The organism is Erwinia sp. E_sp_B01_1, assembly GCF_036865545.1.
Lineage (GTDB): Bacteria > Pseudomonadota > Gammaproteobacteria > Enterobacterales > Enterobacteriaceae > Erwinia.
In genome coordinates this window covers 4,672,650-4,690,485 of sequence record NZ_CP142208.1, presented here as the reverse complement: position 1 = coordinate 4,690,485, position 17,836 = coordinate 4,672,650, and the positions used below count along the sequence as shown (strand labels likewise).

Sequence of the window (17,836 nt, the reverse complement as noted above, 5' to 3'; positions counted from 1 at the left end):
TAGATAACATGCTGATGCACGATTTTGGATTTTTATGATTTTTAATAGCAAAAAGCCCGGCAAATGCACGGGCTTACTGAAGTTTATCTCTTTGTGACTATTATCGAATGCTTACTCGATATTCTGAATCTGCTCGCGCATCTGCTCGATCAGCACCTTCAGCTCGATGGCTGAAGTGGTCACATCCGCATTGATTGATTTAGAGGCCAGGGTGTTCGACTCACGGTTGAACTCCTGCATCATAAAGTCGAGACGGCGGCCAACGGCTTCTTTCTTCTTCAGGATGTTATAGGTCTCTTTGACGTGGGCTTCCAGACGATCCAGCTCTTCCGCCACATCCACGCGCTGCGCCAGCATAATCAGTTCCTGCTCCACGCGGTTGCTGTCCAGTTGTACCTGGGCATCTTCCAGCTTGGTAACCAGACGTTCACGCTGCCATTTCAGTACGTCCGGCATCTGTGCGCGAACCTTGCTGACTTCCGTACTGACGCCTTCCAGGCGCTGTTCGATCAGCGACTTCAGGGCGGTGCCTTCCGTCTCGCGGGAGGTGATAAAGTCATCCAGCGCCCCATCCAGCGCTTTTAACAGCTCTGCGGAGATGGAGTCCAGATCCTGCTCTTCAGCGGACATCACGCCAGGCCAGCGGAGGATATCGACCGGGTTGATCTCCCCTTCGTCACTCTGCATTTTGACCCAGTTAGCAGCCTGAACCAGCTGGATAGCCAGCTTTTCGTTCAGTACCAGCGAACTTTGCGCGCTCGGGTCGGCATCAAAACGCAGGTTGCACTCGATTTTACCGCGCGTCAGGCGATTACGAATACGTTCGCGGATGACTGGCTCCAGACCACGGAACTGCTCTGGCAGGCGGATATAGGTTTCTAAATAGCGCTGGTTAACGGAACGAAGCTCCCACGCTGCGCTGCCCCAGTCGCCTTTGGTTTCACGCCGGGCGTAGGCGGTCATACTGCGGATCATATTCTGTACCCGTTTTCAGAGAAAGATGGACGGATTATAGCGGTGCAGGGCAAGCCTTAACAGGCATTCGGTCAAACTCCGCAAATTCAGCACGACTTCTGGCATTTTGCTGGCGTCTGCTTAAGATGCTGATACCCCTGAAGCTTAAAAGGAACCGCATGAAAACCTTTCCGTTTATCGCTGTGGTGCTGGCTATGACCCTGAGCGGTTGTATGACGCCAGCGCAGCAGGCCACCGTCCGCGCACCGGTCTGTAAAACGGGTGACGCCATGCAACAAACCACGCTCTATTTTGGTCTGAGCAGACCTCAGGGCAAGGATATTACCCAGCCCGAATGGCAGTCGTTTATTGATAATGATGTGACGCCGCGTTTTAAAGCTGGACTGACAGTATTTGATGCCCGAGGACAATGGCTGGGAGAAGATGGCAAAGTTGCGCATGAGGGAAGTAAATCACTGATGCTGATCCATGCGGTAAATCGGCAGGACGAGCAGAACATTGAGGTGCTTCGCGCCCGTTATAAACAGCGCTTTCACCAGGAATCGGTGATGCGGGTAGATACGCCGGTTTGCGTGTCATTCTGAGAGAAAGCCCGGGATGAACCGGGCTTCCGGAGATTTACAGCACCAGTCCGGCAAAGGCGGCTGAGAGCAGGCTGACCAGCGTGGAGCCATAAACCAGCTTCAGGCCAAAGCGTGACACCACATTGCCCTGGCGTTCATCCAGGCCTTTGATGGCACCAGCGACGATGCCAATTGAGGCAAAGTTAGCGAATGAAACCAGGAATACCGACAGGATCCCCAATCCGCGTGGCGACAGCCCGGCAGCAATTTTTTTCAGTTCGATCATCGCTACAAACTCATTGGAGACCAGCTTCGTTGCCATAATACTGGCAGCGCGCAGGGCATCTGGTGCGGGAATACCAATCAGCCAGGCAAATGGCCAGAAAACATAGCCAAGGATCTCCTGAAAACTGATGCCGAACAGGCTGGAGAAGATAGCGTTAACGGCGGCAATCAGCGCAATAAAGCCAATCAGCATAGCCATAATGATCATCGCCACTTTGAATCCTGCGAGAATGTATTCGCCAAGCATCTCGAAGAAACTCTGATTTTCGTGCAGTTTCTCCAGTTTGATTTCCGGCTCATCGCCCGGCACTGTGGGGTTGATGATCGACAGGATGATAAAGGTGCTGAACATATTCAACAGCAGTGCCGCAACAACATAGCGCGGTTCAATCATCGACATATAGGCGCCTACAATCGACAGCGATACCGTCGACATCGCCGCCGCAGCCATGGAATAGAGACGTCGTGGAGAGATATCCGCCAGTATGCCTTTATAAGCGATGAAGTTTTCAGACTGGCCGAGGATTAACGTGCTGACCGCATTAAAGGACTCCAGCTTGCCCATGCCGTTAACTTTGGCAAGAAGAGTGCCGATCAGCCGGATAAGTACCGGCAGGATACGTAAGTGCTGCAATATACCGATCAGCGCGGAAATAAAGATGATCGGACAAAGCACGCCCAGGAAGATAAAGGCCAGTCCCTGACTTGCCATACCGCCAAACACGAAGTCTGATCCCTGCCCGGCAAACTTCAACAGCGTTTCAAAAAATCCTGAAAATGCCGTTACTACCGACAGCCCGCTGCTGGCATGCAGGAAAAACCACGCCAGAGCAGCTTCAATGACCACTAACTGAAGGATGACACGAGGGCGGATTTTTTTACGGTCGTTACTGAACAGTAACGCCAGGCAGAAGATGACCACAAGGGCCAGGAGAAAGTGAATTACGTCAGGCATATCAGCAATGTCCGGCAGACTGAATGAAAGAAGGCAGCATTTAGCCACAACTGGCGCTGCTTTTCACGCCGCCTCTCCTGCTGATTTTCGCTTAGCATGGCCGAAAAGGGTATAACCATCGTCACCTGTCAGGCGGCCATAGGCATTTGCCGGTGAAATCCGTATAATGCGCAGCCAATAATGTTTTGCTAGCCGGAGAGAAACCATGCGTCCAGCAGGCCGTAGCGCACAACAAGTGCGTCCCGTCACACTGACCCGTCACTACACCAAACATGCTGAAGGTTCAGTTCTGGTTGAATTCGGTGATACCAAAGTACTTTGTACCGCCACCATCGAAGAAGGCGTGCCGCGTTTTCTGAAAGGTCAGGGCCAGGGCTGGGTAACGGCTGAATATGGCATGCTGCCTCGCGCTACGCACAGCCGCAACGCCCGTGAAGCCGCTAAAGGTAAGCAGGGTGGCCGCACGCTCGAGATCCAGCGTCTGATTGCCCGCTCGCTGCGAGCTGCACTGGATTTAAAAGCGCTGGGTGAGTTCACTATTACCCTCGACTGCGACGTTTTACAGGCTGATGGCGGCACCCGCACAGCCTCTATCACCGGTGCCTGCGTTGCGCTGGCCGATGCATTAAACCATCTGGTGGCTATCGGTAAACTTAAAGCTAACCCGATGAAAGGCATGGTTGCGGCAATCTCCGTAGGTATCGTTAACGGTGAAGCACTGTGCGATCTGGAGTATGTTGAAGACTCTGCTGCTGAAACTGACATGAATGTGGTGATGACCGAAGATGGCCGCATGATTGAAGTGCAGGGCACTGCAGAAGGCGAGCCGTTCAGCCATGATGAACTGCTTCAGCTCCTGGCGCTTGCACGAGGGGGCATTGATTCCCTGATCGTGGCGCAGAAGGCGGCATTGCAGGACTGATTTTTCCAGGCGACCAGAGAGTCGCCTTTTTTATGACTAGCAGAGGACCAAGACATGAAAGCCTGGCAGCGCCAATTTATCGAATTCGCCATCAACAAGCAGGTGCTGAAGTTTGGTGAGTTCACGCTGAAATCAGGGCGTACCAGCCCTTATTTCTTCAATGCCGGTCTGTTTAATACTGGCCGTGACCTGGCATTACTCGGGCGTTTTTACGCTCAGGCACTGGTTGATTCCGGTATTGATTTCGATCTGGTTTTTGGTCCCGCCTATAAAGGCATTCCTATCGCGACCACTACCGTTGTGGCGCTGGCCGATTATCACGACCGTGACGTGCCCTATTGCTTCAACCGTAAAGAAGCAAAGGATCACGGCGAAGGTGGAACGCTGGTAGGCAGCCCGCTGCAGGGGCGCATTATGCTGGTGGATGATGTGATCACAGCGGGTACGGCAATTCGTGAGTCGATGGAAATCATCGCCGCGAACAATGCTACCCTGGCTGGCGTGCTGATTTCGCTCGATCGTCAGGAGCGTGGACGCGGTCAGGAATCCGCTATTCAGGAAGTGGAACGGGATTACAGCTGTAAGGTCATTTCGATTATTACGCTGAATGAGCTGATTGCTTATCTGGAAGAGAAGCCTGAAATGGCGGACCATCTGGTCTCCGTCCGGGCTTACCGTAAAGAGTACGGCATTTAGCTATTTTGCGGGTCAGTCTCTTCTGACCCGCATGCTTTCTAGACCAGCTGAGAAGCCACTAAGGGCCAGCGGGTATCAAACTCTACCGTAGGGCGGTAGCGGAATCCTGAACGAACAAAGCGTGAAAGCAGGCCTTCGCACAGTGCCAGCATCTGACTCGCCAGCAGCGTCTCATCCGTGGTAAAGCCTTCGCCGTCACGCATTTTCTGCTCACGCAGAACCTGACGCAATTGCACTTCGATACGCTCAAACAGCTGATTGATCCGGCCCTGCAGGCGATCCTGTTCAAACATCAACGCGTGACCGGTCAGAATGCGCGATAAACCCGGATTACGCTCACCAAAGCCCAGAATTAACTGGATGATCAGACGCAGACGCGGCAGCGTCTCTTTTTCGTCTTTCAAAATCAGATTGATGCGCGTAATCAGGCTGTCTTCAATAAATTCGATCAGGCTGTCGAACATCCTGGTTTTGCTGGGAAAATGCCGGTAAAGCGCCGCTTCGGATACCCCAACGTTTGCTGCCAGCTTTGCAGTAGTGATCCGCTGGCTGCCATCACTGGATTCCAGCATCTGTGCCAGAGCCTGCAATATTTCTTCGCGACGATTCCTTTTCGCACTCTTTTTTCTGCCATGTCCAGAAAGACCCCTGAAATATTACCTTGAAGGGCAGTTGCCCACGCAACATCCGCGAGCAGAGTGCTCGCGAAGGAAATAAGGATAAGTTAATCGCTACGGATCTGTCGGTTGACAGTTACTGACGACCAGAGTGACCAAAGCCACCTTCTCCGCGATCGCTGGTGTCGAAATCTTCAACCAGATTGAACTCAGCCTGCACGACCGGGACGAAAACCATCTGTGCGATACGCTCGCCGGGTTCAATGCTGAACGCGTCCTGGCTGCGGTTCCAGACGGAAACCATCAGTTGACCCTGGTAGTCAGAGTCAATCAGCCCCACCAGGTTGCCCAGAACCACACCGTGCTTATGACCAAGGCCTGAACGCGGAAGGATGACGGCGGCCAGCTGAGGGTCACCGATGTGAATAGCCAGGCCGGTGGGCACCAGCGTGGTAGCACCAGGGGCCAGCAGAATGGCTTCGTTCAGGCAGGCACGCAGGTCCAGACCTGCCGATCCTGAGGTGGCGTAGGTGGGTAATGGGAAATCTTTACCCACGCGCGCATCTAAGATCTTAACGTCGATTTTTTCATCATAACGGCTGACTATCTCGTCTAGTAACTGTTGGCCAAGGAGCGACTTATCGCTGAGCGGTAAGGCTTTATCTCCTTCCTGCCAAAAAAGATGCAGGGCATTGTTATCACTGTTGAAACCTTGCCCGGCTATCGAAACATCGTTAGCGCAGATTAAATCCAGGTTTTTACGTACCCGTTTTTGTTGCGCGTATTCTTCCACATTCTGGGTTTCTGCCGCAAATCCCACCACATAAGGGCGGCCCTGAGACATGTTTCCTACCCCTGCGACAATATCGGGGTTTTTTACCATTTTGAGGGTGACTTCATCACCCTGTTTTTTGATTTTTTCTACCGCCACATCGGCGGCACGGTAATCTGCAACGGCGGCAGCGCCAATGAAAATATGCTGTCTTGCTGCCGTTGCCATGACCGCATCCTGCATTTCTGCGGCGGTCGTGACATCAATACGCTTTACCCAAGGCGGGGTAGATAACGTCACCGGGCCGCTGATCAGCGTCACGCTGGCCCCCCGTTTTGCCGCCGCAGCGGCAATAGCGAAGCCCATCTTACCTGAGCTGTGATTACTAATGAACCGCACGGGATCAAGAGCTTCGCGGGTTGGACCGGCGGTGATCATAATGTTGAGATGTTTCAAATCGTTGACGGGTGAAGACCAGTTCACCGCTTCCGCAACAATCGCCAGCGGGTCCAGCATTCTGCCCGGACCCACATCTCCACAAGCCTGGCTGCCGCTGTCCGGCCCCCAAATCATCACCCCCCGTTCAGCCAGTACCTGAAGATTGTGCTGGGTGGCGAGTGACCGGTACATCTGCTGATTCATCGCCGGCACAACAGCAACAGGAGCGGGAGTCGCGAGACAAATGGTGGTGACCAGATCGTTTGCCATACCGGCTGTCACTCTGGCAATGAGATCGGCTGTGGCGGGAGCGAGGATCACTAAATCTGCCCATTTACCCAGTTCGATATGGCCCATTGCCGCTTCAGCTGCGGGGTCGAGCAGGTCATCTGAAACCGGGTAACCCGATACGGCTTGCAGGCTGAGCGGCGTGATAAAAGCTTTCGCCGCTTCCGTCATTACCACGCGCACTTCCGCCCCGCGATCGCGCAGGCGCCTGACCAGTTCTGGCGCTTTATAGGCAGCAATACCGCCGCTGACGCCCAATACAATGTGTTTTCCGGTTAATCCCATCATGCTGCTATCCGCCCTGTAGAGTCAGACTGGCGCAGTGCTCTGCCGCCACAATGCAGGCATTTTACCATACTCATCTGATGGTTCCTGTTAGCACTACGTTGCGTTTGCGAGACGCCTCGCAGCGTGAGAGCACTGATGTGGAAAAATACTGTATATAATGCCATGCTTTTTTCAACGGAGGAAGAAGGGATGCTGATGAACACAAACTGGATTGAGACGCCCCCCAGAGAAAAACTGCTGGATAAGGGCGTGGCAACATTAACGGATACCGAACTGCTGGCTATTTTTTTACGCACGGGTGCGGGCGGGGTGCATGTGATGGCCCTGGCACAGCAACTCATCGGCAGGTTTGGCTCACTCTATAACCTGATGACCGCTGACAGATCGGCATTTAATGAAATCCGGGGTATTGGCACGGCAAAATATGCTCAGTTAAATGCCATAACAGAACTGGCGCGACGGTTTTTCAACTGCACTCATGCGAAGGAGAGGCAGATGGCGGGTGGGACCGCAGAAATGCTTGATTACTTTTACAGCCAGCTGGCGCACCGGGAAAGGGAGATCTTTATGGTGGTTTTTTTGATAATCAGAACCGGTTCATTCACTCCAGTGAGATGTTCGCCGGGACGATAAACAGTGTAGAGGTTCATCCAAGAGAAATTGTGAAAGAAGCACTGGTTCACAATGCCTCCTCCCTTGTGCTGGCACACAATCATCCCTCCGGCTTATCCAGACCCAGCAAAGCCGATCATGCCGTGACGCGGCAAATTGTTGCTGCCTGTCGGCTGATGAATATTCAGGTGCTGGACCATATCGTGATTGGGCGGGGAGAGTCTGTTTCATTTGCAGAAAGAGGGTGGATTTAGGCAGACTTACTTCACTGTCTGGCGATTAATTGACCCGCTCAGAGGGCAATTAATTGTTCAAATGAAGCAATTTTGCACGATCCACAGGGATCTTTATCTGTTCGGGACTTGAGCACCGGCGGCGCAGGGCGTATACTACGCCACCTTTGAGAATCTCGGGTTTGGCATATGGGCCTGCTCAGCGGGTTCACATAGAACTCGCCTGGATGGGCTAAGAGCCTGACGAGGCGGCCAAAACCTTATTTTTAAAGCTCGAGCTGATTTGATTTTTGGAGAATAGACATGTCACGAGTCTGCCAAGTAACTGGCAAGCGTCCGGTAACGGGTAACAACCGTTCCCACGCAATGAACGCGACGAAACGCCGTTTCCTGCCGAACCTGCACTCTCACCGTTTTTGGGTTGAGGGCGAAAAGCGCTTCGTTACACTGCGTGTATCTGCCAAAGGCATGCGCGTAATTGATAAGAAGGGTATTGAGACGGTTTTGGCCGATCTGCGTACCCGCGGTGAGAAGTACTAAGTTAAGGAACTGAAACATGGCTAAAGGTATTCGTGAGAAGATCAAGCTGGTTTCTTCTGCTGGTACAGGTCACTTCTATACCACCACGAAGAACAAACGTACTAAGCCGGAAAAATTGGAACTGAAGAAATTCGATCCAGTTGTCCGCCAGCACGTGATCTATAAAGAAGCTAAAATCAAGTAATTGATTTCAGTGGATGAAAAACCCGGCTCCGGCCGGGTTTTTTGTTTTATAAAAAAGGAAAACGGTTCTTAACGGGAGGCGAGTAAATGCCGGAGTTACCTGAAGTTGAAACCAGTCGCCGCGGGATTGAACCGCATCTGGTCGGTGCCACCATTCTTCATGCTATTGTCCGCAATGACCGCCTGCGCTGGCCGGTTTCCCACGAGATCCACAGCCTCAGCGATCAGCCCGTTCTCAGCGTCCAGCGTCGGGCCAAATATCTGCTGATTGAGCTGCCCCACGGCTGGATCATCATCCACCTTGGCATGTCCGGGAGCCTGCGGGTTCTGCCAGAAGAGCTGCCTCCTGCGAAACACGACCATGTTGATCTGGTGATGAGCAACGGCAAAATTCTGCGCTATACCGATCCGCGTCGCTTTGGTGCATGGCTGTGGAGCACGGATTTGACTGCCAGTAATGTGCTGGCTCATCTCGGTCCTGAACCCTTGAGTGAAACCTTTTCTGCCGATTATCTGTTTGAAAAGTCAAGAAGCAAGCGTACGCCGGTAAAGCCCTGGCTTATGGATAATAAACTGGTGGTCGGCGTGGGTAACATTTACGCCAGTGAATCGCTGTTTGCAGCGGGGATCCTGCCCGATCGTCCGGCGATGGCTTTAACTTATGATGAAGCCGATTTGCTGGTGAAAACCATCAAAGCTGTTCTGTTGCGTTCGATTGAGCAGGGCGGAACTACGCTGCGAGACTTTTTGCAGACAGATGGAAAACCGGGGTATTTTGCTCAGGAGTTGCAGGTCTACGGGCGTGCAGGAGAGCCCTGCCGGGTCTGTTCCACCCCGATTAAAAGCGCAAAGCATGCCCAGCGAAGCACTTTCTATTGCCCGCATTGTCAGAAATAAGCCTGCCGGTAGAACACTACAGCTTTGCCAGCAGGGCTGTATGCACCGGTTTTGGCAGAAAGGCGCTGACATCACCCTGATGACGCGCCACTTCTTTTACCAGGGAAGAGGAGATAAAGGAGTACTGTTCTGAAGGCATCAGAAAGACGCTTTCCAGTTCCGCGAACAGGTGGCGATTCATATGGGCCAGTTGCAGTTCATATTCAAAATCAGAAACCGCTCTCAAGCCCCTTACCAGCACATTAGCCTGCTGATCGCGGGCAAAATTCGCCATCAAATCACTGAATCCCACCACGGTCACATTCGGCAAATGGGCAACCACCTGCTCTGCCAGGCTGACGCGTTCCTCAAGCGAAAACATCGGCTTCTTGCCCGGACTTGCGGCGATGGCGAGAACGATATGGTCAAACATCAGCGCGGCGCGGGTTACGATGTCGAGATGGCCGTTAGTCATCGGATCAAACGTGCCGGGATAGATCGCCTTGGTGCTCATAGACCGCCCTTGCCAGTTGCGTGATGAGAATGGTTCAGCGCCCAAAGCGCCGTGTATTTATTAAAGGTGTACTGCGCATTGACCACCGCCAGCAGCCAGCCTTGTTTGCCATCCAAAAAACCTGCACGAAGCACCAGCGTTTTGAAAAAAGCCCCGAGGGTGTGCGCGAAAATGGAGAAGAGGCTGCAACGCTTTCCCTGATGGTGGCGCTGTCTGGCCCAGGCTTCGGCATAGGCGAACTGTTTCCACTGGAAGGCGGAGAAATCGCGGCAGGTGAGATGCAGCAGATCCCCTTTCAGGGGCGTCACTTTCGCACCTTTGGTGTCGAGCGACTCATGGACCTGATGGTCATTGTACTGATAGCTGGCGGGGTAAAGCCGGGTCACTCTGTCCGGGTACCAGCCGCTATGACGCATAAAGCGGCCCAGGAACAGGTTGCGACGGCCAAGGCTGTAAATCTCTTCTGAGGCAGGACGCTCCAGCACTGCCTGAACCGATGCACGTAACGCTGGAGTGACACGCTCATCGGTATCGATCATCAGAATCATCGGATGACTGGCATAGCTTTGAGCCAGCTGCCGCTGTTTGCCATAACCGTGCCACTCTGAGGAGTGAAACACTCTGGCACCATGTCTGGCGGCAATCTGTGGCGTCCCATCGCTACTGCCGGAGTCCAGCAGCACAATTTCATCCGCCCAGCTAACTGACTCCAGACATTCTGGTAACAGGTCGGCCGCATTTTTGGCAATCAGCACCACGGATAAAGGCTGAGAAGACATTTAGTGATTCCGCTGTGGCAGATGAGGTTCGAGTAACTGTAGCAGACGCTGCAATGCACCCTGGTTCTGATGCAGTACTTCGACCGCATGGCGGCCATAATAAAGACGATAATCTTCGTCAGTCAGCAGCGTCCCAATCTCTTTATCCAGTGAGCTGGCATCCGTTACGGTGATCAGCCCATCAGCCTTCTCAAGTTTGGCGCAGATATCTTTGAAGTTGAGCGTATGAGGCCCCATCAGCACCGGAATGGCATGGGCAGCCGCTTCCAGCGGATTATGGCCACCCCGGTCAACCAGGCTGCCGCCGACAAAGGCCAGATCGGCAATGCCGTACAGCAGCATCAGTTCACCCATGGTATCGCCAATCACCACTTGTGTGCTGCCGGAAGGGATTTCACCACTGCTGCGCAGGGTAAAACTTAATCCTGCTTTCTGCGTCATTTCACGGGCAGTCACAAAACGTTCCGGATGGCGGGGCACCAGAATTAACAGCAGATTAGGGAAACGGGTCAGTAATTTCCGGTGGGCTTCAAGAATGATACTTTCTTCACCCTCATGCGTACTGGTTGCAATCCACACCGGACGTCGTGGGGCCCACTGGCGTCGCAGGGTGATGGCGCGTGCAGCCAGCTCTGGGGTGACAGAGATATCGAATTTCAGACTGCCGGTCACCGTCAGCTGGGAACGCTTCAGGCCGAGGCTGATAAAGCGTTCGCCATCTTCCTGATTCTGTGCGGCGATCAGCGTGATGCGCTGCAGCAGACGCTGCATGAATTTGCCCAGTTTTTTATAACCTTTTGCCGAACGTTCAGACAGACGGGCGTTGGCAATCACCAGCGGAATTTTGCGTTCGTGCAGCAGCGCTATCATATTTGGCCACAGCTCGGTTTCCATGATGATCACCAGGCGCGGCTTTACATTGTCCAGAAAACGGTTCATTGAGCCGGGGAGATCGTAAGGCAGATATACGTGGTGTACATCTTTACCGAAAGCCGATGCCGCGCGTTCAGAGCCGGTTGGCGTCATAGTGGTGACGGTAATGGGCATTGAAGGATAACGATGGCGTAAAGCACGCACCAGCGGCACCGCTGCCAGAGTTTCACCGACAGAAACAGAGTGCAGCAGAATACCGTCTGGCTTCACTTTGCCTGCACAATAGCCGTAGCGTTCCGCCCAGCGTTTGCGGTAGGCGGGAGCCTTCCGGCCACGGAGCCAGAGACGGAGCCAAATCAGAGGCTGAATGAGGTAAAGCAGAACGGTATAAAGTGTTGTCATCACAGTGTTTTATAAGTGCGGAGTGACTCGCGCCAGAGAATGCCGGAAAAGGAAAATAATACGGCATGTTAGCAGATAAGTCGTCCGCGCTCACACTTCTTAATCAGGGCTGCTGCAACACTTGTTGATACAGAGCATGAAGCTGACTGGCCAGATGCTGTGGTGAGCAGGGTAAAATGCGCTCACGAGCCAGATCGCCCATTCTGCTGTCCTGTGATCGCAAGGAGATGGCGTTAACCGCAGCGGACAAGGCCGGCACGTCCAGGGCATCACAAACATAGCCTTGCTGGCCATCAACAATGAACTCCGCACCGCCGCAGGTAGTGCTGGTGATGACCGGCAGGCCACAGGCCATGGCTTCCAGGATGACGTTAGGAAAAGGATCGTAGAGCGTCGGCAACAGTAATGCATCGGCAGCATGATAGAAGGGGATGACGTTGTTCTGTACACCCACAAAATGCACACGCTTTTCGCAGCCGAGTACGCGTGCCTGACTGACATATAATGATTGCTGTTTGTCCTGGCCCACTACCACTAAATGTGCATCTGTTGCGGCGAGGGCGGCAATGCTGGCTTTCAGCCCTTTGCGCTCAAAGCCGGAGCCCACATAGATCAGGACTTTCGCGCTGGCGGGCAGGTTTAGCTGTTCCCGTGAGTGCTGACGTTGCTCAGGCGTAGCTGGCAGGAAGCGTTGCGAATCAATAGCATTATAAATAACCGCAAACTTCTCTTCCGGCACCTGGAAGCAGCGCATGATGTCGTTTTTTACCATCAGCGAGTTGCAGATGATTTTTTTCAGCGATGCCGACCGGAACATCGCTTCTTCCGCTGCCATTACGTAACGATGATAGGCACTGAATCGGGTGAGAAAGCGCTGAGCAGGCGACACCACGCGCGCCCGCTGCTCCAGCCAGACGCGGTGTACGCCATCACCGGCACGAAATATATCGCAGCCGGCGATGCGCTCATGACTCTGAACGATATCGAATTTTTCGCGTTGCCAACAGAGACGGGCAGCTTCAGCGAAGCCACGCTCACGGGAAATACGCCCCCATCTTTTAGGGTTGCAGATATGCAGGTGCCAGTCTGGTTTAGGTTCACCCTGCCAGCTACGGGTGATGATATTCAGCTCCAGACTTTCGTCATCCAGGGCTTCAAGCGCGCGTGAAATAAAGCGTTCAGCACCGCCGTCAGGGCGATATTTCTGACGCACGATGGCCAGTCTGACTTTACTCATCCAGATAATTCCTTGCAGCTTTCACCACGTCTTCCAGTGGGATCGCCGAGAGATAACGCGTTACTGTTTTGGTATCGATGCTGTCAGGTGAAGGCAGGGGCGCATAATCTCCAGCCCAAATCACCTTGTTATTTTCGCCCCACGGGCGCCATTGCGTCAGTTTGGTTGGGCCAAACAGCGCAATACAGGGGGTGTCCAGCGCTGCCGCCATATGCATTGGCGCAGAGTCCACACCGATAAACAGCCGGGCATGGTCTATCAGCGCGGCCAACTGCGGGAGACTCAGCATGCCTGCCAGAGAGATAACCCGGCGGTTTTGACACAAAGAGAGGATGTTATCGATCATCGCCTGCTCTTTTTTATCCGGTGCTGCGGTCAGTACAATGTCGACATCGTCAGCGCTCAGGCTGTCAATCAGCCCGGCTACTTTTTCATCTTCCCAACATTTATAGACCCAGCGTGAGGTGGGTTGAATAACGATGTAAGGTCTGGTGGCTTGTTGATGTTGCGCCAACAGCGCCAGCGTTGTCGCTCTGTCAGCATCGCTGTAATGCATTGCAGCAGGATGCTCCTGCGCCGGAATATTCAGGGGCGTCAGGGCTAGCAGGTTTTGCTCCACGGTATGCAAGCTACTGTGACGTTCAGTAGACACCCGGTGAGTATGTGCGATACGCCAGAGCGCATTACGGCGTTTGCCATAATCAAACCCAATCCTGACTCTGGCTCCTGATAACCCGGTGACAATGGCGCTTCGCCACTGATCCGCCAGATTTATCACCAGGTCATAATGGCACTTTCGCACGGCGCTAATCAGCTTCATTTCCTGCCTGAGATGGTGCCAGCTTCCCTCTTTCTTCCAGTTTCTGTCGATGAAATGGATATGCCGGATCTCCGGATGAGCCTGCAGCATGGGGCGGGTCTCTTTATATAAAAGGACATCAATGCTGGCTTGAGGATACTGCTGACGAAGAGCATGGATAACCGGCGTGGTCAGGAGCATATCGCCATGATGGCGGAGTTTGATTAGCAGGATGTTTGTTGGGGCAAACACCGGGGTCGATTGAAGAGTAGCCATACTCATGGTGTCTCAAAGTAAAGTGGACCGATTGTAAGGGAAACCCTGCAAAGGGAAAAGTCAGTAAACTTCACCCTCATGATTTGCGCCAGCGGTAGAGTCGGCCAAGCCAAAGCAATAACTGGTACCACTGACGAAAGCCCCGGGTATTACGTATCATTCGGCCCGGTGTTTTACTGGCAAACAGGTCAGCAATCATCGCCTGCTTAGCGTTGGCATCGGGCTCACGACGCAGGGAGTGGCAAACCGTCAGAGCTTCTTTCGTCACCTGCCTGTAGACGGAAGAGGGGATGCTCAGGCTATTTTTATAGCGCAGGTTAATCTCATCCAGCATCTGGGCAATCCTGATGTAATGGCGCTGATACTCAACATTACGCATGCCGGTGCGTTTCTGGTTACTGATGGACTGGTCGTGAACATAATACCGGTACATTATCTCGTCGGTATAACGCACCCGACGAGCATTCAGCATCAGTTCCGTTGTCCAGGGAATGTCCTGATGATGAAGGCCTGGCTCAAATTGCAGGTTCAGTTCGTTGATTAATGAACGGCGGTAGACCCCCAGCCAGACCACATGCAAATAGCGATTCGTCGCCAGCGCTTTTCCAAGCCATTCGACACCGCTCAGCACAGGCGTGGATTGTAAACGATCAGTGGGTATCAGCGGCTTTGCTTTACCACTTCCCCAGAATACCCGCTCGGCATTGCACTGAGCTACATCCAGATCCTCTGCCCTGGCCATGGCGATCAGCTTGCTGTACATCTCAGGAACCAGTGTGTCGTCGGCATCAGGAAAGGTGACATAGTCTCCTGAGGCCACTGCCATTCCGGCATTACGCGCGCGGGAGACACCGCCATTTTGCTGATCAATGACCTGCACATGTGCATGTTGCGCAGCATAACTGTGGGCCAGGCCTACCGATTCATCGGTGGATCCGTCATTAACAATGATAATTTCAATGGATTGCAGTGTCTGTGCCAGCAGAGAAGCCATACAGGCTTCAAAACTTTTGCCGGCGTTGTACATCGGGATAATTACGCTCAGTTCAGGCGCTGAAGTTTCAGAATGCGGCGTCATACTCAGGGTAAGGTCTTCTTTTCCAGGATCATTTGCGGCTTGCGCTCGCAGATGAAGTCATAAATGTCATCCAGTTTGCGTTGATCGAGCGCAAACAACTTTTCAGCAGGATGATTGAATTTGTACAGTGCGTGAAAAACAAAAGAAGTTGGCGCAATGTGGTCAGGGCCAATCATCAATACGTCCCCCAGTGGGCGCTGCTCTTCCACGCAGCAGGGACCATATATCAAAATCACCGGCACATTTTGTGCGTCGGCTATGTAGACATTCCCGGAGTCTGAAGCCACATAGAAGTCCATTGTACTGATAGCATACGGCAACTCTTCAAGAGATATTTTGCCGATCATACTCACCAGGTTTTCGCGCTCACCAACAACTTTATTGAGCTCAATTAAACGGGGAAGTTCATTTGGCGAACCAAAAACATAAAACTCGCAGGGGAGATCGCTCAGACGGTCAAATAAACTCTTCCAGATGGCAGGAGGGATAGTTTTAGCCTGGTTTCCTGCGGAAATACTAATACCAACTTTGATTTTATCACTTCTGAACAACTCTTCGGGCATATCGGAGGGCTTCAGTAATGGCAGCGTGGCATGTTTGGGGTAACTCTCTTTAGTTAGCGAACGATCGGCCAACTTCAGGTAATTTTCCAGCGTAAGTGTCGATTTTTCGTGCTCAACTATCCCACTTGCTGTCAGATAAAAAATGCCCTGATACCATCTGCGGCGGTACGTTGACAGGAATTGCTTGTTACTTGCGTTAGAACAGGCGGCATAGAACAAATTCCCGTTGTCAGGATGCAATAAATAGACATTTTCATAGCCATTCATCAGGCGAAGAGCCAATTTTAATTTGGTCAGCGTAGAGAGTTTATGCTCTTCAATGTAAAAGATGTCATCAAGCGTGGCGTCATTGCGAGCCAGAGGCGCAACGGTTCTGCTGAGCAGAGCATCGCTATGCTTCAGATGATGAAGAAGCGGGGTGATATTGATAAAATCCCCAATTTTGGCGGTCTGGATGACCAGATTGCGTCCATTTTTTCTGTAGCCCAGTCTCTTCCATAGCTTAACGGGCAATATCAGCAGAAACAGTAAAACATAGTTCACGCTCTAATCTCCCTGAGCGGGTTAATCGATCCGCCATGATAATCCAGAGCGGTCACGTTCCCTGTAGCCAGCAGTGATGATGATAAAAATACAAACACAGAGCTATGATATCCGTTCCGGTTGATGAGCGTTATCATGGTCTTAAACCTTTCATAATGAGTATGTAAAATGGCCGGCACCCCTGGCAATGAAAATCTATTTTATCCCTGTTAAGGGGGGTATGCAGCGAGCCTTTGTTAATTAATTTTAATTAAATCAAGGTATTGTTGGCATATCGCTTCAATACTGTAAGCATCCACATCGGGTTGTGACATCTCCGGCGGATTTAAATACACATCCCGGATTGTGGCCGCCAGGGACTCCACATTCATCTCTGCCAGTCCCCGGGACAATTCGCCGGTCAGAATACTGACTGGGCCGCCGGGGCAGTTGGTGCTGACTACAGGCGTATGGCAAATCAATGCCTCTACCAGCACGTTTCCAAATCCTTCGCTGTCTGAACTGACAATCAGCAATTTTGCATGGCGAATGTAGGGATAAGGGTTGTTGGTAAAACCTTTAAAAATGACGCGTTCGCTGATACCCAGCTCAATCGCCAGCCCTTTAATGGCTGAAGCCGCCTCATCGCTGCCCTTCCCAATCAACACCAGAGGGGCTGTCAGCCCGCTTTTTGCGTAAGCTCTGAGTAGCCTGTCATGACGCTTGGTGTGATGGAAGCGTCCAACGTGGATCAAATAATCCCGCCCTTCCATACTGCAAGGCTTCAGAGACAGTGCTTCAATATGATCAAGCTCAAAGGGATTGAAAATCACCCTTTCACGTTTGGGTTGCACGCCGAAAGAGTGCTTGAGGTCATCAACCACATATTGTGAAACGCCGATTATATTGTGTTGCTGGTAGATGTTGCGCGTTTTAAATTTTTTGAGCCAAAGAGATAAGCCTTTCCGGTGAGCCAGATAGGAGGCGGAAAAAACCCCGTGCAGGCAAAACCAGGTTTTTTCAGGATCAAAATGAGCACATCGGCGGACAATTCTGTCCGTTTTATGCAGATGGGAAACAATTAAATCGTAGGGGCCGGCATTTTGCTCAGCAGCCAGAATTTTTTTATCAAGTTGTACGGCGCGGCGGCTTAATTCAGTCAGCTTTCGCCATGGCCTTCTGCAACTATCCTGTACTACATGATAATCCAGGCCGGCAGGAAGGGTGTAGTCGCAAACGGGACGCAGCGAAAACAACGAAACCCGATGTCCACGCTCAATCAACCCTTTAGCAAGGGTAAGCACAACTTTTTCGGCTCCCCCACCGGGTAAGCCATCAATGATCATCAGAATGCGTCTGGACAATTTTTTACCCTTAGACAGAAAAATACTACGATGAGGGCGTGGTTATCCTTCAGTCGCATAAATGTCACCTATCTTTTTATCGCTAATTCAGGCGGATCCTTCTGCCCTGGCGGTATTTGTTATGCTTTAACGAGCCTCAGGCCATCCGGGCTGTTCATTTTCCATTAGCTGTAGTTATCTTAGGAA

General features: G+C 52.2%; 17 protein-coding genes and 3 pseudogenes. 7 read left to right on the top strand and 13 right to left on the bottom strand.

Annotated features, from left to right (window positions below):
• Positions 1-111: 111 nt before the first annotated feature.
• Positions 112-975, bottom strand: coding sequence for a YicC/YloC family endoribonuclease (locus VRC33_RS21780; protein ID WP_338559409.1), 864 nt, complete (start codon positions 973-975; stop codon positions 112-114).
• Positions 976-1,133: 158 nt separating this feature from the next.
• Between VRC33_RS21780 and VRC33_RS21775 the strand changes: the two genes are divergently transcribed.
• Positions 1,134-1,559: a DUF3574 domain-containing protein gene (locus VRC33_RS21775; RefSeq protein ID WP_338559406.1), complete on the top strand. Its 426-nt coding sequence runs from the start codon at positions 1,134-1,136 to the stop codon at positions 1,557-1,559.
• Positions 1,560-1,593: 34 nt separating this feature from the next.
• Here VRC33_RS21775 and VRC33_RS21770 read toward each other — a convergent pair whose 3' ends face one another.
• The gene (locus tag VRC33_RS21770) at positions 1,594-2,778 is read right to left on the bottom strand and encodes a nucleoside transporter C-terminal domain-containing protein (protein ID WP_338559404.1); all 1,185 of its coding nucleotides are present in this window, start codon (positions 2,776-2,778) and stop codon (positions 1,594-1,596) included.
• Between the two features lie 205 nt (positions 2,779-2,983).
• Between VRC33_RS21770 and rph the strand changes: the two genes are divergently transcribed.
• Both rph and pyrE read left to right on the top strand, forming a co-directional pair.
• Positions 2,984-3,700 carry a ribonuclease PH gene (gene rph / locus VRC33_RS21765; RefSeq protein ID WP_338559402.1) on the top strand — a complete coding sequence of 239 codons (717 nt, stop codon included), beginning with the start codon at positions 2,984-2,986 and terminating at the stop codon, positions 3,698-3,700.
• Positions 3,701-3,754: 54 nt separating this feature from the next.
• Positions 3,755-4,396 (top strand): orotate phosphoribosyltransferase, encoded by a 642-nt coding sequence (gene pyrE, locus VRC33_RS21760; RefSeq protein ID WP_338559400.1) that lies wholly within the window; start codon positions 3,755-3,757, stop codon positions 4,394-4,396.
• A gap of 38 nt (positions 4,397-4,434) precedes the next feature.
• On the opposite strand, the pseudogene slmA reads toward pyrE, so the two are convergent.
• The 3 genes and pseudogenes from slmA to coaBC all read right to left on the bottom strand — a co-directional run.
• Positions 4,435-5,022: pseudogene (gene slmA, locus VRC33_RS21755) on the bottom strand (nucleoid occlusion factor SlmA); the annotation flags it as partial.
• 127 nt (positions 5,023-5,149) lie between these two features.
• Positions 5,150-5,569 (bottom strand): dUTP diphosphatase, encoded by a 420-nt coding sequence (gene dut / locus VRC33_RS21750; protein WP_338564384.1) that lies wholly within the window; start codon positions 5,567-5,569, stop codon positions 5,150-5,152.
• A 27-nt stretch (positions 5,570-5,596) separates the two neighbouring features.
• Positions 5,597-6,796 (bottom strand): annotated as a pseudogene (gene coaBC / locus VRC33_RS21745) (bifunctional phosphopantothenoylcysteine decarboxylase/phosphopantothenate--cysteine ligase CoaBC); the annotation flags it as partial.
• Positions 6,797-6,994: 198 nt separating this feature from the next.
• Here coaBC and radC point away from each other — a divergent pair.
• From radC to mutM, 4 genes and pseudogenes are all read left to right on the top strand, one after another.
• Positions 6,995-7,665, top strand: a pseudogene (gene radC, locus VRC33_RS21740) (DNA repair protein RadC).
• A 282-nt stretch (positions 7,666-7,947) separates the two neighbouring features.
• The gene (gene rpmB, locus VRC33_RS21735) at positions 7,948-8,184 is read left to right on the top strand and encodes a 50S ribosomal protein L28 (protein WP_105594435.1); all 237 of its coding nucleotides are present in this window, start codon (positions 7,948-7,950) and stop codon (positions 8,182-8,184) included.
• A 16-nt stretch (positions 8,185-8,200) separates the two neighbouring features.
• Positions 8,201-8,368 carry a 50S ribosomal protein L33 gene (gene rpmG, locus VRC33_RS21730; RefSeq protein WP_001051798.1) on the top strand — a complete coding sequence of 56 codons (168 nt, stop codon included), beginning with the start codon at positions 8,201-8,203 and terminating at the stop codon, positions 8,366-8,368.
• Between the two features lie 86 nt (positions 8,369-8,454).
• Positions 8,455-9,264 carry a bifunctional DNA-formamidopyrimidine glycosylase/DNA-(apurinic or apyrimidinic site) lyase gene (gene mutM / locus VRC33_RS21725; protein WP_338559394.1) on the top strand — a complete coding sequence of 270 codons (810 nt, stop codon included), beginning with the start codon at positions 8,455-8,457 and terminating at the stop codon, positions 9,262-9,264.
• 16 nt (positions 9,265-9,280) lie between these two features.
• Here the strand turns inward: mutM and coaD are convergent, their stop codons facing one another.
• From coaD to VRC33_RS21685, 8 genes are all read right to left on the bottom strand, one after another.
• Positions 9,281-9,757, bottom strand: coding sequence for a pantetheine-phosphate adenylyltransferase (gene coaD, locus VRC33_RS21720; protein ID WP_338559392.1), 477 nt, complete (start codon positions 9,755-9,757; stop codon positions 9,281-9,283).
• Positions 9,754-10,536, bottom strand: coding sequence for a glycosyltransferase family 2 protein (locus tag VRC33_RS21715; protein ID WP_338559390.1), 783 nt, complete (start codon positions 10,534-10,536; stop codon positions 9,754-9,756). Before VRC33_RS21715 ends, coaD begins: the two co-directional genes overlap by 4 nt.
• The gene (gene waaA / locus VRC33_RS21710) at positions 10,537-11,811 is read right to left on the bottom strand and encodes a lipid IV(A) 3-deoxy-D-manno-octulosonic acid transferase (RefSeq protein ID WP_338559387.1); all 1,275 of its coding nucleotides are present in this window, start codon (positions 11,809-11,811) and stop codon (positions 10,537-10,539) included.
• Positions 11,812-11,914: 103 nt separating this feature from the next.
• On the bottom strand, positions 11,915-13,048 hold the full coding sequence (locus VRC33_RS21705) for a glycosyltransferase family 4 protein (protein ID WP_338559385.1): 1,134 nt from the start codon (positions 13,046-13,048) through the stop codon (positions 11,915-11,917).
• On the bottom strand, positions 13,041-14,129 hold the full coding sequence (gene rfaQ, locus VRC33_RS21700; RefSeq protein WP_338559382.1) for a putative lipopolysaccharide heptosyltransferase III: 1,089 nt from the start codon (positions 14,127-14,129) through the stop codon (positions 13,041-13,043). Before rfaQ ends, VRC33_RS21705 begins: the two co-directional genes overlap by 8 nt.
• A 70-nt stretch (positions 14,130-14,199) precedes the next feature.
• Positions 14,200-15,201, bottom strand: a complete 1,002-nt coding sequence (locus tag VRC33_RS21695; protein WP_338559379.1) for a glycosyltransferase — start codon at positions 15,199-15,201, stop codon at positions 14,200-14,202.
• A gap of 2 nt (positions 15,202-15,203) precedes the next feature.
• Complete coding sequence (locus VRC33_RS21690; protein WP_338559376.1) at positions 15,204-16,307, bottom strand: glycosyltransferase family 9 protein; 1,104 nt, start codon at positions 16,305-16,307, stop codon at positions 15,204-15,206.
• Between the two features lie 236 nt (positions 16,308-16,543).
• Positions 16,544-17,632 (bottom strand): glycosyltransferase, encoded by a 1,089-nt coding sequence (locus tag VRC33_RS21685; protein WP_338564383.1) that lies wholly within the window; start codon positions 17,630-17,632, stop codon positions 16,544-16,546.
• Between the last annotated feature and the right edge of the window lie 204 nt (positions 17,633-17,836).

Excerpts from the sequence above, each read along its gene's own strand:
- VRC33_RS21780 (WP_338559409.1), bottom strand. The coding sequence starts at position 975 with ATGATCCGCAGTATGACCGCCTACGCCCGGCGTGAAACCAAAGGCGAC.
- VRC33_RS21775 (WP_338559406.1), top strand. The coding sequence starts at position 1,134 with ATGAAAACCTTTCCGTTTATCGCTGTGGTGCTGGCTATGACCCTGAGC.
- VRC33_RS21770 (WP_338559404.1), bottom strand. The coding sequence starts at position 2,778 with ATGCCTGACGTAATTCACTTTCTCCTGGCCCTTGTGGTCATCTTCTGC.
- rph (WP_338559402.1), top strand. The coding sequence starts at position 2,984 with ATGCGTCCAGCAGGCCGTAGCGCACAACAAGTGCGTCCCGTCACACTG.
- pyrE (WP_338559400.1), top strand. The coding sequence starts at position 3,755 with ATGAAAGCCTGGCAGCGCCAATTTATCGAATTCGCCATCAACAAGCAG.
- rpmB (WP_105594435.1), top strand. The coding sequence starts at position 7,948 with ATGTCACGAGTCTGCCAAGTAACTGGCAAGCGTCCGGTAACGGGTAAC.
- rpmG (WP_001051798.1), top strand. The coding sequence starts at position 8,201 with ATGGCTAAAGGTATTCGTGAGAAGATCAAGCTGGTTTCTTCTGCTGGT.
- mutM (WP_338559394.1), top strand. The coding sequence starts at position 8,455 with ATGCCGGAGTTACCTGAAGTTGAAACCAGTCGCCGCGGGATTGAACCG.
- coaD (WP_338559392.1), bottom strand. The coding sequence starts at position 9,757 with ATGAGCACCAAGGCGATCTATCCCGGCACGTTTGATCCGATGACTAAC.
- VRC33_RS21715 (WP_338559390.1), bottom strand. The coding sequence starts at position 10,536 with ATGTCTTCTCAGCCTTTATCCGTGGTGCTGATTGCCAAAAATGCGGCC.
- waaA (WP_338559387.1), bottom strand. The coding sequence starts at position 11,811 with ATGACAACACTTTATACCGTTCTGCTTTACCTCATTCAGCCTCTGATT.
- VRC33_RS21705 (WP_338559385.1), bottom strand. The coding sequence starts at position 13,048 with ATGAGTAAAGTCAGACTGGCCATCGTGCGTCAGAAATATCGCCCTGAC.
- rfaQ (WP_338559382.1), bottom strand. The coding sequence starts at position 14,129 with ATGAGTATGGCTACTCTTCAATCGACCCCGGTGTTTGCCCCAACAAAC.
- VRC33_RS21695 (WP_338559379.1), bottom strand. The coding sequence starts at position 15,201 with ATGACGCCGCATTCTGAAACTTCAGCGCCTGAACTGAGCGTAATTATC.
- VRC33_RS21685 (WP_338564383.1), bottom strand. The coding sequence starts at position 17,632 with ATGATCATTGATGGCTTACCCGGTGGGGGAGCCGAAAAAGTTGTGCTT.